The 13,391-nt window shown below is 49.2% G+C and carries 17 protein-coding genes; 15 read left to right on the top strand and 2 right to left on the bottom strand.

Features of this window, described 5'->3' with window-relative positions:
• Positions 1-4 precede the first annotated feature (4 nt).
• From rpmD to H9I52_RS14180, 14 genes are all read left to right on the top strand, one after another.
• Positions 5-184: a 50S ribosomal protein L30 gene (rpmD, locus tag H9I52_RS14245; protein ID WP_187454403.1), complete on the top strand. Its 180-nt coding sequence runs from the start codon at positions 5-7 to the stop codon at positions 182-184.
• Positions 185-194: 10 nt separating this feature from the next.
• On the top strand, positions 195-644 hold the full coding sequence (rplO, locus tag H9I52_RS14240) for a 50S ribosomal protein L15 (RefSeq protein WP_187454402.1): 450 nt from the start codon (positions 195-197) through the stop codon (positions 642-644).
• 12 nt (positions 645-656) lie between these two features.
• A complete protein-coding gene (gene secY / locus H9I52_RS14235) occupies positions 657-1,973 on the top strand; it encodes a preprotein translocase subunit SecY (protein ID WP_139515922.1) in 1,317 nt (438 codons plus the stop codon).
• A gap of 2 nt (positions 1,974-1,975) precedes the next feature.
• Entirely contained in the window at positions 1,976-2,746 is a 771-nt protein-coding gene (map, locus tag H9I52_RS14230; protein ID WP_139515923.1) for a type I methionyl aminopeptidase, read from the top strand.
• 4 nt (positions 2,747-2,750) lie between these two features.
• Entirely contained in the window at positions 2,751-2,969 is a 219-nt protein-coding gene (gene infA / locus H9I52_RS14225) for a translation initiation factor IF-1 (protein WP_059072189.1), read from the top strand.
• A 9-nt stretch (positions 2,970-2,978) separates the two neighbouring features.
• Positions 2,979-3,095, top strand: coding sequence for a 50S ribosomal protein L36 (gene rpmJ / locus H9I52_RS14220; protein WP_071890035.1), 117 nt, complete (start codon positions 2,979-2,981; stop codon positions 3,093-3,095).
• 25 nt (positions 3,096-3,120) lie between these two features.
• Positions 3,121-3,498: a 30S ribosomal protein S13 gene (rpsM, locus tag H9I52_RS14215; RefSeq protein WP_187454401.1), complete on the top strand. Its 378-nt coding sequence runs from the start codon at positions 3,121-3,123 to the stop codon at positions 3,496-3,498.
• Positions 3,499-3,566: 68 nt separating this feature from the next.
• On the top strand, positions 3,567-3,959 hold the full coding sequence (gene rpsK, locus H9I52_RS14210) for a 30S ribosomal protein S11 (protein ID WP_139515926.1): 393 nt from the start codon (positions 3,567-3,569) through the stop codon (positions 3,957-3,959).
• A 144-nt stretch (positions 3,960-4,103) separates the two neighbouring features.
• The gene (gene rpsD, locus H9I52_RS14205) at positions 4,104-4,709 is read left to right on the top strand and encodes a 30S ribosomal protein S4 (protein WP_139515927.1); all 606 of its coding nucleotides are present in this window, start codon (positions 4,104-4,106) and stop codon (positions 4,707-4,709) included.
• Between the two features lie 67 nt (positions 4,710-4,776).
• On the top strand, positions 4,777-5,766 hold the full coding sequence (locus H9I52_RS14200; RefSeq protein WP_139515928.1) for a DNA-directed RNA polymerase subunit alpha: 990 nt from the start codon (positions 4,777-4,779) through the stop codon (positions 5,764-5,766).
• Between the two features lie 188 nt (positions 5,767-5,954).
• Positions 5,955-6,542, top strand: a complete 588-nt coding sequence (rplQ, locus tag H9I52_RS14195; protein WP_187454400.1) for a 50S ribosomal protein L17 — start codon at positions 5,955-5,957, stop codon at positions 6,540-6,542.
• A gap of 208 nt (positions 6,543-6,750) precedes the next feature.
• Positions 6,751-8,022, top strand: coding sequence for a phosphopyruvate hydratase (gene eno, locus H9I52_RS14190; RefSeq protein ID WP_187454399.1), 1,272 nt, complete (start codon positions 6,751-6,753; stop codon positions 8,020-8,022).
• A 74-nt stretch (positions 8,023-8,096) separates the two neighbouring features.
• Positions 8,097-8,411, top strand: a complete 315-nt coding sequence (locus tag H9I52_RS14185; RefSeq protein ID WP_139515931.1) for an FtsB family cell division protein — start codon at positions 8,097-8,099, stop codon at positions 8,409-8,411.
• 70 nt (positions 8,412-8,481) lie between these two features.
• Complete coding sequence (locus H9I52_RS14180; RefSeq protein ID WP_187454398.1) at positions 8,482-8,952, top strand: hypothetical protein; 471 nt, start codon at positions 8,482-8,484, stop codon at positions 8,950-8,952.
• An 85-nt stretch (positions 8,953-9,037) separates the two neighbouring features.
• Here the strand turns inward: H9I52_RS14180 and hscA are convergent, their stop codons facing one another.
• Positions 9,038-10,897: a Fe-S protein assembly chaperone HscA gene (gene hscA, locus H9I52_RS14175; protein WP_187454397.1), complete on the bottom strand. Its 1,860-nt coding sequence runs from the start codon at positions 10,895-10,897 to the stop codon at positions 9,038-9,040.
• A 601-nt stretch (positions 10,898-11,498) separates the two neighbouring features.
• On the opposite strand from hscA, the gene H9I52_RS14170 reads away from it, so the two are divergent.
• On the top strand, positions 11,499-12,236 hold the full coding sequence (locus H9I52_RS14170) for a murein L,D-transpeptidase catalytic domain family protein (RefSeq protein WP_262386079.1): 738 nt from the start codon (positions 11,499-11,501) through the stop codon (positions 12,234-12,236).
• A gap of 84 nt (positions 12,237-12,320) precedes the next feature.
• On the opposite strand, the gene H9I52_RS14165 is transcribed toward H9I52_RS14170, so the two are convergent.
• Positions 12,321-13,382, bottom strand: coding sequence for an Ldh family oxidoreductase (locus tag H9I52_RS14165; RefSeq protein ID WP_139515938.1), 1,062 nt, complete (start codon positions 13,380-13,382; stop codon positions 12,321-12,323).
• Positions 13,383-13,391: the final 9 nt, after the last annotated feature.

Below are 13,391 nucleotides of genomic sequence, written 5' to 3'. Positions count from 1 at the left end.
AGAGATGACGCAGATCAAGATCAAACTTATAAAAAGCGTTATTGACCGCCCTGAGCGTCAAAAGCGTACTGTCAAGGCTCTAGGCCTAGGCAAAATTGGTAGCGAAACGGAAGTCGAGAATACTCCACAAGTTGCTGGAATGGTGGCTAAAGTACAGCACCTATTAAAAGTAACTGAACTCTAGACGCATTAACATGAATCTCAGTAATCTCCAACCTGCCGAAGGCTCAGTTCGCAATAATAAGCGTTTGGGCCGTGGTACGGGTTCAGGCCGCGGTGGTACATCGACGCGCGGTCATAAAGGACAGAAATCTCGCTCGGGTTATTCAAAGAAATCAGGATTCGAAGGCGGCCAAATGCCATTGCAGCGCCGTGTACCTAAATTCGGTTTCAAAAATATCAACCGTATTGAGTACAAGGGTATAAACATTGATGTACTAGCTGATTTAAACGAAAAAGATAGCTCTTCCACTATTATGGATGCTGCCTATTTTGTGAAGGCTGGCTTAGTATCAAAAAATGCCAAGATTAAAATCTTAGGTCGTGGTGAAATCACTACTGCTTTAGAAGTACATGCCCATGCTTTCTCAAAGTCTGCTGTTGAAGCTATCGAGAAAGTAGGAGGTAAAGCTGTGACGCTGTAAGCCTAAAAGGCAATGAACAAGTTCATCACAACGATTAAGAACATTTTTGCGATTGAGGATCTGCGTGCGCGGATTCTCAATACGCTTTTTTTCATTGCCATATATCGGCTGGGTTCTTACGTTGTATTACCCGGCGTAGACCCTACCCGGCTGAAACAGGGCGCTCAGGGACTATTCGGCATACTTGATACTTTGCTAGGAGGAGCCTTTAGTCATGCTTCAATCTTTGCATTGGGCATTATGCCTTATATCTCGGCTTCTATCGTTTTACAGCTATTAACGATAGCAGTTCCTTATTTCCAAAAGCTCCAGAAAGAGGGCGAATCAGGACGTAAGAAGATCAACCAATATACACGTATTCTGACCATCCCAATTGTAATGGCTCAGTCGATCGGTTTTATAGCTACGATCAATGCTGAAGCTATTATTAATCCTGGGCCTTTCTTCACATTCTCAACGATGATTATCATCACCGCTGGGACTCTGTTTTGTATGTGGCTTGGCGAAAAAATCACTGACAAGGGCATAGGTAACGGTATATCCATGATCATTATGATCGGGATAGTGTCGCGGCTTCCTGGTGCCATTATTGGAGAAGCTGCTGCTAAAGGTATGCGTGGTTCTTTGATCTTCTTGATCGAATTAGTAGTGCTGTTTTTAGTAGTTATGGCTGTTATAGTCTTAACTCAAGCGGTTCGCCGAATTCCTGTGCAGTATGCGAAACAGATTGGTAGTGCTACACAGTTAAATGCACAGCGGCAATTTATACCGATGAAGGTTAATGCTGCAGGGGTAATGCCCATTATTTTCGCTCAATCGCTGATGTTTGTTCCTGCTATTGTAGCTTCTATATGGCAGAATGATAGTGATACTGCTAGCTATATTGGCGTTAAGTTTTCAGATTACACTTCATGGCAGTATAACCTTGTATTCGGTCTGCTTATTATAGTTTTTACCTATTTCTACACAGCTATTAGTGTCAACCCCAACCAAATTGCAGACGATTTAAAGCGTAGCGGTGGTTTTGTGCCTGGTGTCAAGCCAGGCCGTGATACTTCTGAATACATTGACGAAATATTAACTCGCATTACTTTACCAGGTGCTGTTGCCCTTGCTTTGATTGCTATTTTTCCTGCTCTAGCTTTATTGACAGGTGTAACAAGACCATTCTCAGCTTTTTACGGTGGTACATCTTTAATCATCATGGTAGGCGTAGTTTTGGACACATTAAACCAGGTTGAAAGCTACCTGCTAATGCGTCACTACGATGGAATGATGAAGTCTGGTAAACTCAAGGGCCGTACGCAAAATATTGCGATGGCTTCTTAAATATGATAGTCTATAAGACCGAAGAAGAAATAGAGCTTATTCGAGTAAGTGCAAAAATTCTGGCTCAAGCCCACGGAGAAGTGGCGGGCATGATAAAAGAAGGAGTTACTACTCGACAGCTTGACCAGCGTGCTGAAGAATTCATTCGGGACCATGGTGCTCAACCTTCTTTTAAAGGTTACAATGACTTTCCTTTTAGCCTTTGCATATCTCCTAATTCTGTAGTAGTACACGGCTTTCCTAGTGATTATACTTTGAAAAGCGGTGATATAATTTCAGTTGATGCAGGGGTTTTTTACAACGGCTATCATTCCGATAGCGCTTACACTTACCCAGTAGGGGAGGTGGCACCTGAAGTATTAAAGTTACTGGAGGAAACCAAAAAATCACTTTACGTTGGTATCGAGCAAGCGGTAGCAGGTAACAGGATGGGCGATGTAAGTTTCGCAATTCAGAATCATGTTGAAAAACAAGGTTATGGAGTAGTACGAGAGTTAGTCGGCCATGGAATTGGTGAGAAGCTTCATGAACGTCCTGAGGTTCCGAACTATGGTAAACGTGGTTCAGGACTTAAGTTGCAAACAGGACTTGTGATTGCAATTGAGCCAATGGTGAATCTAGGAACTAAAAATGTTGTTCAAGAGAAAGACGGTTGGACCATTCGTACTAAGGACAACAAGCCTTCAGCTCACTTTGAACATACAGTAGTAGTACGTAAAGACAAAGCTGAAATTCTGACGTCTTTCGAATACATAGAAAAAGCCTTACAGTAGCCATATGGCAAAACAATCCTCCATTGAGCAGGACGGTACGATTCTAGAAGCCCTTTCTAATGCGATGTTTCGTGTTGAACTGGAAAATGGACACCAAGTCATTGCTCACATTTCAGGCAAGATGCGAATGCATTATATCAAAATCCTGCCGGGGGACAAGGTGAAGCTAGAAATGTCGCCCTATGACTTGTCAAAAGGCCGAATTGTTTATCGTTACAAATAACCCGACGACATGAAAGTCAAAGCGTCCGTAAAGAAGCGCAGCGTTGACTGTAAAGTAATTCGCCGCAAAGGCAAGCTTTACGTCATCAACAAAAAGAACCCACGTTATAAGCAACGTCAGGGTTAGTAGCACCAGACTTTTTAAAAAGCACATGGCTCGTATTGCAGGGGTAGACATCCCAGATAACAAGCGCGGTGAAATCGCGTTAACCTACATTTTCGGCATCGGTCGTTCTGCAGCTCAGAAAATTCTGAATCAAGCTGACGTTGATCTGAACAAGAAAGTGAAAGACTGGACGGAAGCTGAGGCTGGTGAAATCCGTAGCATAATTGCTGCAGAACACAAGACTGAAGGCGTTTTGCGTTCGGAAGTACAATTGAACATCAAACGTTTGATGGACATTGGTTGCTACCGTGGTTTGCGTCACCGCAAAGGCCTCCCCGTTCGTGGCCAGCGTACTAAGAATAATTCTCGTACGCGCAAAGGCAAACGGAAAACCGTTGCCAATAAGAAGAAGGCTACTAAATAAACTGTAGCGGAAATCGGCTCTTGTTAATAACATGGAGCCAACAACTTCCGTGGTTTCGCGATAACTAAATGGCACAAAAAAGAAAAGACAAAGCCAAAAAGCGCGTTGTTGTAGTTGAGCAAGTAGGTCAAGTACACATCAAGGCTTCATTCAATAATATTATTATCTCTATTACCAACAACAATGGCCAAGTAATTTCTTGGGCCTCTGCTGGTAAGATGGGATTCCGGGGTTCTAAAAAGAATACCCCATATGCAGCTCAGATGGCTGCTACAGATTGCGCGAAAGTGGCCCATGACCTGGGCATGCGGAAGGCTGAAGTATTTGTAAAAGGTCCAGGTGCTGGCCGTGAGTCAGCAATCCGTACACTTCAAAACGTGGGCATTGAGGTAACTACCATCCGCGACGTAACGCCGTTGCCACACAACGGCTGCCGCCCACCTAAGCGTCGTCGCGTCTGATATAATGAACTGGTGAACTACCTGCTGAGCAGGTGGGTTTGCCCAAGGTGTCGGGTTTCTGATGTGGCTTACATTAAATTGTATGTTACATCCAAGAGGCCCGACACGTCTAGTTCAACCCCTTCAAAACTCAATATCCCTGAAATGGCACGTTATACCGGTCCAAAAACCAAAATCGCTCGTCGCTTCGCAGAGCCGATTTTCGGTCCAAGCAAAGCGCTTAACAAAAAGAATTATCCTCCGGGTCAACATGGCCGTGGCCGCCGTAAAAAGCAGTCGGAGTATGCTATCCAGTTGATGGAGAAGCAAAAAGTGAAGTACATGTATGGTGTGCTTGAAAAACAGTTTGAAAACCTGTTCCATAAAGCAGCAACTTTACCTGGCATTACAGGTGACAACTTGCTGGCTTTGCTAGAGTCACGTCTTGATAATACGGTTTATCGTCTTGGCGTAGCTCCTACTCGCCGTGCAGCCCGTCAACTTGTATTGCACAAGCATATCACGGTTAACGGTGAGGTAGTTAATATTGCCTCTTATAAGCTGCGCGCTGGCGATATAGTCGGCGTACGTGAGAAGTCGAAGTCGCTTGAAGCTATCACTACGAGCTTAAGCGCTCGCAATGCGCGTGCTTTCTCTTGGTTAGAGTGGGATGGCAAGGAAATGATAGGCAAGTTCTTGAACGCTCCCTCACGCGAACTGATCCCTGAGAAAATCACGGAACAGCTCATCGTAGAGCTTTACTCGAAGTAATAACGAGCCCAATAGATATTGGGCCGTTTCTTCGTTTTTTCCTTGTTGAATATTTAACGCCCCACTTATGTCAATCTTAGCTTTTCAGATGCCGGAGAAAGTTGTGATGGAGAAATCCGACGACTTCTACGGAACATTTGAATTTAAACCGCTGGAGAAAGGCTACGGCGTCACGATCGGCAATGCATTACGCCGAATCCTGCTGTCGTCGCTGGAGGGCTACGCCATTACGTCTGTCCGCACGCCTAGCGTATTGCACGAATTTTCGACCATCGAAGGGGTGATCGAGGATATGTCCGAAATCATTCTGAACCTGAAGATGGTTCGCTTCAAGAAAGTAAGCGATGCTATCGAAGATAAGATCACGGTTCGCGTTAAAGGTCAGGAGACATTCACAGCCGGTGATATCGATAAGTTTACCAACGGGTTTCAGGTTTTGAACCCAGAATTGGTAATCTGTAATGTAGATCCCAGCATCGAACTGGAATTTGAATTTACTCTTCAGAAGGGACGTGGTTACGTACCTGCAGAAGAAAATAAGCCTGCCGATCAGGTTTTCGGCCAGATTGCAATTGATGCCATCTTCACGCCTATAAAGAATGTGAAGTACAGCATTGAAAATACTCGGGTAGAACAGAAGACCGACTATGAAAAGCTGCTGATTGAAATTCAGACTGATGGTTCAATTCATCCTGAAGAGGCACTAAAAGGCGCTGCTAACATTCTTATCCAACACTTCATGTTGTTTTCGGACAACACGATGACCTTCGAAACAGCCAAGGCTGAAGAAGAGGAGACGGTAGATGAGGAGACGCTACACATGCGCAAAGTCCTAAAGACGCCTCTTGCGGATATGGATTTGTCAGTGCGTGCTTACAATTGCCTCAAAGCTGCTGATATCAAGACCCTTGGGGACTTAGTACAGTTGGATATGAGCGACATGATGAAGTTCCGCAACTTTGGTAAGAAGTCTTTGACTGAACTAGAAAATCTAGTGGAAGAAAAGGGTTTGACCTTTGGAATGGATTTGGGCAAATACAAGCTCGAAGAGGATTAATATTATGTGCTGATTATCAGTTGGTTGATACAGCTTAATACCAGCAACCAACTGATAATCAGCGCTTTGTTTTTTAGCATTTCTTAATCGTTATGCCCAAGATGTTGCGGTTCTAATGTGACGACATCGCTTTGTCATCCGCCGTGGTCGCAACATGCAAGCATACATTTTACATTTAGTACAACATCATGAGACACGGTAAAACAATTAACCACTTAGGCCGCACCGCTGCACACCGCAACGCTATGCTGTCGAATATGGCTTCTTCGTTGATTCTGCACAAGCGTATTTCAACGACAGTAGCAAAAGCTAAAGCTTTGCGCAAGTTTGTAGAGCCTTTGCTTACTAAATCGAAAAACGACACTACGCATTCGCGTCGTTTAGTATTCTCGACTCTTCAGAACAAAGAGTCGATAAAAGAGCTGTTTGGTAACGTAGCTGCTAAAATTGCTAATCGCCCGGGTGGCTATACGCGTATTTTGAAGCTAAGCGAGAATCGTCTTGGTGACAACGCCGAGATGTGCATCATTGAGTTGGTTGATTACAACGAAACGATGTTGGAAGCAAAAACTGCGAGCGAAGCTAAGGCTACTACTCGCCGTTCACGTGGTCGTAAGAAGGCCTCAGCTTCTACCGAAGCTGCTCCAGTTGGTGAAGCAGTAGCTCCTGCTGCAGTAATTGAAACTTCTGCTCCAGAAGATACAGCTACCACCACTCTGCATAACGAGGAAACTCGTGACGAAGCGAAGGCTGCCGACGAAGAAGCTGCTTCTTAGTCTACAAATTGTATCCAAACAAAAAGGACGTGCTGTGAGGCACGTCCTTTTTGTTTTTACTGGTTCTCAAACTGCGATTTTACGTTATACAAAGGGTGGCAAATCGGAAATGAGTACCTTGCTGCCCTCGAAACGGCAGTTTCTAGCTAACCAGAAACCAATGCTGTCTGAACTATAACATTCATCTTTCACCTCATTCTTTCTCAACATGAGCATTATCTCAGCCATCCATGCCCGGCAAATTTTTGATTCACGCGGTAATCCTACTGTGGAAGTGGATGTAACCACTGAAAACGGCGTAGTAGGACGTGCAGCAGTGCCATCAGGCGCTTCTACTGGCAAACACGAAGCCGTTGAGTTGCGGGATGACGATAAGTCGAAATTCATGGGCAAGGGCGTTCTCAACGCTGTAGAGAACGTGAACAGCAAAATCGCCGAGGAACTTGTTGGTTTTTCGGTATTTGAGCAAGGATTGCTTGATAAGATAATGCTGGAGTTGGATGGTACTCCCAACAAAGCTAACCTCGGGGCCAATGCTATTCTGGGAGCTTCATTAGCGATAGCTCGTGCGGCAGCCCAAGAAGCGGGTATGCCTTTATACCGTTATGTAGGGGGCGTGGGTGCTACTACTATGCCGGTACCGATGATGAACATTCTCAACGGTGGTTCGCATGCCGATAACTCCATTGATTTCCAGGAATTCATGATCATGCCCGTAGGGGCACCTTCTTTTTCAGAAGCGTTGCGTTGGGGTACGGAAATTTTTCACCACCTCAAAAACGTACTCAAGAAGCAAGGGCTTAGCACCAACGTAGGTGACGAAGGTGGCTTTGCCCCCAACATTAAGTCGAACGAGGAAGCTATTAAGGTGGTATTGCAGGCTATCGAAACGGCTGGGTACAAGCCGGGCGATGATGTGATGATCGCTATGGATGCTGCCACATCGGAGTTCTATGAAAATGGTCATTACCACTTCAAAAAGAGCACTGGTGACAAGCTGACCTCTTCGGAGATGGCTTCTTTCTGGCAGGACTGGGCCAAAAAATACCCCATCATCAGCATTGAAGATGGCATGGACGAAGACGACTGGAGCGGTTGGAAACAACTCACCGATAGCATTGGCTCGAAGGTACAGCTGGTAGGCGATGACCTGTTTGTGACGAACGTAACCCGCTTGCAGCGTGGCATCGACGAGAAGATTGCCAATGCCATCCTAATCAAAGTAAACCAGATCGGTACGCTGACCGAAACCATCGACGCCGTTAACCTAGGCCGTCGCAATGGGTACAAGAGCATCATGTCGCACCGCTCGGGCGAAACGGAAGACAATACCATTGCTGACTTAGCAGTGGCTTTGAATACGGGACAGATTAAGACGGGCTCCGCATCGCGCTCCGACCGTATGGCTAAGTACAACCAGCTTCTTCGCATCGAAGAAGAGCTGGGCGAGGTAGCTTACTTTCCCGGCAAGAAAATGTAGGCAATAGTTGCCTGCACTATGAAAAAGGGCCGACTCTGCTACGCAGGGCCGGCCCTTTTGCTATCTTTGGCATTATGCGAGCAGTTGATGTCTTTGATCGTATTCCCCGCTTTCTGCGCAGTTTCTACTTCCTGACCGGAGCTGGTTTCCTGTTGTGGATGTTTGTGTTCGATGCCAACGACTTCGTGAAGCAGTACGACATGTACGACAAGTGGCATGAACTGCAAGGACAGAAAGAATATTACCTGCAAGAAATTGAGAAGGTAAAAAAGGACCGCGCCGAACTGCTGAGCAGTCCGGAACTCCTCGAAAAATTTGCCCGCGAGAAATATATCATGAAACGGCCTGGCGAAGATGTATTCGTCTTAGTGCCGAAAGAAGCCGAATAACGGCTTACTCACCATAATTACGAAAGCCACGGACAGCCGTCCGTGGCTTTGTTTTTGATACAGACTGCCAATGACTACGACGTCACACACGCCCCGCGGAGTATTATGCAAACGCCACAAAGCTCTGATGCTCACGGCCTTGCTATGCATTTTGCTAGTACTGCCTGTTGCGGCTTCGCAGCCCTCGCAAGTGCAAGTAGCTCGGCAGTTCCTGATAGCCATTTTGCGCGGGGATTATCCCAAGGCGTATGCCTTGCTCGCACCTGAAGTAGTTGCAGCGGTATCTCCAGCGCAGTTTCGGTCGGCGGCTTTGCCTTTGCACGAACAGGGACGTCGCTACGGACAGCCTATTGATCTCTACAAGCTGGGCGTACGGATCGAAGACAGCGGCAACACACGCTTTTTCTACTCCTTCCTGTTCAAAAGCGATACGCTGAAGCCCGTGCCCAAAGTACAGCTCGACGTAACGTTCCGCGATTCGACCGCTACGCGCGTGCTTAGCTTCGGCATGATTCCCGCGTTACAGACAACAAGCAAGTAGGCTGCAAGCGCAAGTCCCGTATACAAGTGATTTATTGTCAATCACTTGTATACGGGACTTGCGCTTGCTATCAAATCAAAAGTACCTACTCGATTTTCTTGCCGGCCATAGCTTGCTTGATGGAAATATTCATCACGCGCTCGGCAAAAGGACGAGTGAGTTCCTCAAGCTCATCGACAGCTTTCAAGATGGTATCCTTGTCGTTGCTCGCGAGGGCGTCCTTTAAGTTTTGCGAGTAAGCCGCAGTCTGGGTGATTTCGTCTTCGGTGAGGTACTGAGAATTCTTATCGACAAAGCGCTCCACCTGATACACCATCTGCTCGGCTACGGTGCGGGCTTCCACTACCATACGGGCTGCTACGTCTTCCTTGGCGTGTATCAGCGAATCCATGAGCATCTGCTCTACTTGCTCGTCGGTGAGGCCGTATTGGGGCTTGATTTCAACGGCCTGCTGCGTATTGGAGCGCAACTCGATCGCTTCAACTTTCAGAATGCCGTCGGCATTGAGAATGAAGTTCACGTCTACTTTGGGCAAGCCCGCCGGCATGGCCGGAATGCCGCGCAGATCAAACTCGGCCAGCTTGCGGTTCTCTTTTACCAAATCTCGTTCGCCCTGATAAACCGAGATTTTCAGATTGACTTGTCCGTCGACGCTCGTCGTGTATTGGCGCCCGGCTTTGGTAGGAATCTTGGAATTACGCGGGATGATAGGGTCCATTAGGCCCCCCATGGTTTCGATGCCGAGCGTGAGCGGCGTTACGTCCAAGAGAAGAACGTCGCGGCGATTGCCCGCCAAAATATCGGCCTGAATAGCCGCTCCCAGGGCCACTACTTCGTCGGGGTTGAGGGAGTTGTTAGCGGGTTGTTGAAAGAATGCCGAAACGCTGTCGTACACAAGCGGCACGCGAGTAGAACCGCCTACTAGCAGCACAGCATCCAGGTCTTGGGCGGTGAGCTTGGCATCGGCCAGCGCTTGGCGGCACGAAGCAATGGTGCGATCGACCAAGGGCTGAATCAGGGCGTTAAACTTCTCCTTTGTGAGCGGAAGCTCATTGCCGTTGAGTACCGCCAGAAAATCGTCGTGCTCGCTTAAGTGCCGCTTGGCTTGCTCAGCCAGCAAGCGAAGCTGTTGCTGACCAGCCTGATTATCGTGGAGAGCAGTGGCTAATCCATAATCGCTTGTCCAGTAGTCAATTATGGCTCGGTCGAGGTCGTCGCCACCCAGAAACGTGTCGCCGTTTGTACTGAGGACTTCAAAAATCCCCTGCTGAATGCGCAGAATACTGATGTCGAAAGTGCCGCCGCCGAGGTCGTATACCGCCACGGTTTTCTCTTCATCCGGACTAAGGCCGATGCCATAGGCCAGCGCGGCGGCAGTGGGTTCGTTAACGATGCGGAGCACTTCAAGGCCCGCCAGCCGGCCGGCGTCGCGGGTAGCTTGGCGCTGCGAATCGTTAAAATACGCCGGCACCGTAATAACAGCGCGGTTGACGGGCGTTTTGAGCGCATGCTCGGCCCGGGCCCGCAGTTCCTTCAGGATTTCTGCTGAAAGCTCAATAGGGGAGTAGAAGCGGTCGCCAACCCGGATTTTGACCAAGCCTTCCGTGTTGTCGTCGATGATCTTATAGCCAAACTGCTCGGCGTGCGTGCCCAAGTCCTTGTAGGATTTGCCCAGCAGGCGCTTCACCGAGTAAATGGTGTTGTGCGGATCGGTCAGGAGGTATTCTTTGGCGTCGTTGCCTACAAGGGGCTCATTGCCGTCGGGCGAGAAGTACACCACGGAAGGCACGATCGTGCCCCGGCCCTGATCGTTGATCGCGACTGGGTACCGGCCATCCGGATGGATGTAAGCGACCAGGCTGTTGGTGGTGCCCAAGTCGATGCCCACAATGATTTCTTCCTGCTGAATGCTCCCGGTGGAGAGGTTGATTGCGACTTTAGCCATGGTAAGTAACTAGCTGCGCCAGCGCAGCGCAACGGGGTGTAGAACAGTGCATACGGCTAGTAACAGCCAAACCGTCCGGAAAGCGCAAAAATAGCGAAGAAAAGCCGGTCAGCCGGACCTGCCCCTGTGCGACCCCACAAGGAAGGCCGACACACAGGCGCGCGTTTTGAGAGATGACGCGCTGGTGCGCCGGATAAAGTTGTTACTGTGGATAAGGTCTGTATAAATTATTGTCAATCAGATGATTGTAAAAGAGGCCTTTGGCCGCTCAAAAAGCTCTTGGACAAGAGCAAAGCAGGAGGAAAGCAAAAAAAATTCTAGGATCATATCAGGGAGAAAACGTTCAGGAGGCTTCATGGTTAGGGAATTAATTATACATTGTAAATGTTGAATGCTTTCCTACCCGTCAGGATTGCATCATCTGACATTTGAGTTACGTATAGTCGTTCAGCGGTTTAAGTCTGCGCGGCCAACCGTATTTTCTTACGCCTTGAAACATTCGTGATAGATGGAAAAGCCAAATGTAGTTCACCGTCAGCGCCTCAAGCGCCGTGCCCGTCGAGCCATGCGGCGTCTTCTGCCTTTTGTAGCCTCCTTGTTTATGGCAACGCCCCTGGCGACGCCCGTGGGCAAGACGATGGCCAACACGACAGGAGTGGAGATGAAGATGCCGACGGCGAAGCAAATGCAGGAGTCGTTTTTCGACCAGCGCATGCACGATCTTTACCGCAACCTCAATGTAGAAGCCCAAGGCTTACGGTACGAGGTGTTTGCAAAAGCCGTGACTGGCTACCTCAACCTGAAGCAGGACAACAAGCTGGGTGACAAGCAGTTGCTGACAGTTGTTGACTTTGAGCTGCCTTCCACCGAAAAGCGTCTGTGGGTCTTGGACCTTGCCCAAAAGCAAGTGCTCTTCCACACGCTGGTTGCCCACGGGCACAACTCAGGCGAAAATGTAGCGACTAACTTCTCAAACGAGAACGAGTCGAACATGAGCAGCCTGGGCTTTTACGTGACGCGCGACGAGTATCGTGGCAAGCACGGCCGTTCGCTTAAGCTGGACGGTGTTGACGAAGGATTCAATACCAACGCGCTAGAGCGGTCGGTGGTCATGCACGGCGCCGATTACGTGAGCGAAGATTTTATTCGTCAGTACGGACGTTTGGGTCGTAGCCTCGGCTGCCCAGCGCTGCCCATGGACCAGTACGAGCAGATCATCGATACCGTAAACGGCGGTACCTGTTTGTATCTCAACGGTTCGAACCCAGAGTATTCTTCGAAATACCTGAACGAAGACGTGGCCATGACGGCTGTGTTGGGTAGTAACCAACTGATCTAGACATACATAACACCCAGTAAAAAGCCCGGCCGCAACATAGCGGCCGGGCTTTTTACTTTATCCGGCGGGCAGTTTTGATGCCGACTAGAGCGACAAACCAAATTTCTTTCCTACAGTTTCCAGATCCTTCACTACCGGCTCCAGCAACGGAATGCCATCGAGCAAGCGGTGTTGCGACGTCTCGCGTTCCGGATCACCGGGAATCAGCACCCGATGGCCCTCGATGGCGTTGGCGTTGCGGAACGTGGTGATCCAGTTGTCCATGTGAGCTTTGAACTCGGCGGCGGGGCGGAAGGCATCGACCCGCATCGCGCCGAAGAAGTGACCAATGCCCTGCCCCACCGGATCGGCAGGCGGCTGCAAAAAAGCCACGAAAGGCGGCACCCACGGCCCATAGTTTGCTCCTGACAGCACGGCCGAGAAAATATCGACGATGCTGCCCAAGCAATAGCCTTTGTGAGAGCCGGTTTCGCCGCCCAGCGGCAGCAGCGCCCCGCCGTCTTTCAACTCATTGGGGTTGGTCGAAACGTTGCCGTCGCGGTCCTGAATCCAGCCGATGGGAGCGGGTAGTTGCTTGCGCTGCAACATTTCCAGCTTGCCATTGGCTGCCGTAGTCGTGGCAAAGTCAGCCACAAAATCGGGTTGATCGCCGGCCGGCACTGCTACCGCAATGGGATTGGTACCCAGCAAGCGATCGAGCGAGTAAGTGGGCGCCACCAGCGGACTGGCGTTGGTCATGGCCATTCCGATCATGTCGTGGGCCAGCGCTTTCATGGCGTGGTAGCCTGCAATACCGAAGTGGTTGGAGTTCTTCACCGAAACCCACCCGGTACCCGCCACTCGGGCTTTCTCGATGGCTACGTTCATGGCTTTGGGTGCCACGACTAGGCCCAGCCCGCCATCGCCGTCCACGACGGCCGTACTCGGCGTTTCGTACACCACGCCTACGCGCGGGGTGGGGTTGATGCGCCCCGCTTCCCACAGCCGCACGTAGCCGATGAGCCGGGCCACACCATGCGAATCGATGCCCCGCAGATCGGCCGCAAGCAGGGTTTCTGTTGCGAGGGTGGCGTCGGCATCGGGGCAGCCGATGCTTTTAAACACAGACTCCGTGAAGGCGAATAAGGTATTGTAGGGAAAAAGCACGCAGCAAAA

Origin of the sequence: Hymenobacter sp. BT491 (assembly GCF_014349165.1) — a bacterium.
GTDB lineage: Bacteria > Bacteroidota > Bacteroidia > Cytophagales > Hymenobacteraceae > Hymenobacter > Hymenobacter jejuensis.
The sequence above is the reverse complement of the archived record's forward strand: the minus strand, read 5'-3'. Positions and strand labels throughout refer to the sequence as shown.

What these genes read in the sequence shown, in the direction of transcription:
- eno (WP_187454399.1), top strand. Translation starts at nt 6,751, where the DNA reads ATGAGCATTATCTCAGCCATCCATGCCCGGCAAATTTTTGATTCACGC.
- secY (WP_139515922.1), top strand. Translation starts at nt 657, where the DNA reads ATGAACAAGTTCATCACAACGATTAAGAACATTTTTGCGATTGAGGAT.
- rpsK (WP_139515926.1), top strand. Translation starts at nt 3,567, where the DNA reads ATGGCACAAAAAAGAAAAGACAAAGCCAAAAAGCGCGTTGTTGTAGTT.
- rpmJ (WP_071890035.1), top strand. Translation starts at nt 2,979, where the DNA reads ATGAAAGTCAAAGCGTCCGTAAAGAAGCGCAGCGTTGACTGTAAAGTA.
- rpmD (WP_187454403.1), top strand. Translation starts at nt 5, where the DNA reads ATGACGCAGATCAAGATCAAACTTATAAAAAGCGTTATTGACCGCCCT.
- rpsM (WP_187454401.1), top strand. Translation starts at nt 3,121, where the DNA reads ATGGCTCGTATTGCAGGGGTAGACATCCCAGATAACAAGCGCGGTGAA.
- rplQ (WP_187454400.1), top strand. Translation starts at nt 5,955, where the DNA reads ATGAGACACGGTAAAACAATTAACCACTTAGGCCGCACCGCTGCACAC.
- H9I52_RS14180 (WP_187454398.1), top strand. Translation starts at nt 8,482, where the DNA reads ATGACTACGACGTCACACACGCCCCGCGGAGTATTATGCAAACGCCAC.
- H9I52_RS14170 (WP_262386079.1), top strand. Translation starts at nt 11,499, where the DNA reads ATGGCAACGCCCCTGGCGACGCCCGTGGGCAAGACGATGGCCAACACG.
- H9I52_RS14200 (WP_139515928.1), top strand. Translation starts at nt 4,777, where the DNA reads ATGTCAATCTTAGCTTTTCAGATGCCGGAGAAAGTTGTGATGGAGAAA.
- hscA (WP_187454397.1), bottom strand. Translation starts at nt 10,897, where the DNA reads ATGGCTAAAGTCGCAATCAACCTCTCCACCGGGAGCATTCAGCAGGAA.
- rplO (WP_187454402.1), top strand. Translation starts at nt 195, where the DNA reads ATGAATCTCAGTAATCTCCAACCTGCCGAAGGCTCAGTTCGCAATAAT.
- map (WP_139515923.1), top strand. Translation starts at nt 1,976, where the DNA reads ATGATAGTCTATAAGACCGAAGAAGAAATAGAGCTTATTCGAGTAAGT.
- rpsD (WP_139515927.1), top strand. Translation starts at nt 4,104, where the DNA reads ATGGCACGTTATACCGGTCCAAAAACCAAAATCGCTCGTCGCTTCGCA.
- infA (WP_059072189.1), top strand. Translation starts at nt 2,751, where the DNA reads ATGGCAAAACAATCCTCCATTGAGCAGGACGGTACGATTCTAGAAGCC.
- H9I52_RS14185 (WP_139515931.1), top strand. Translation starts at nt 8,097, where the DNA reads ATGCGAGCAGTTGATGTCTTTGATCGTATTCCCCGCTTTCTGCGCAGT.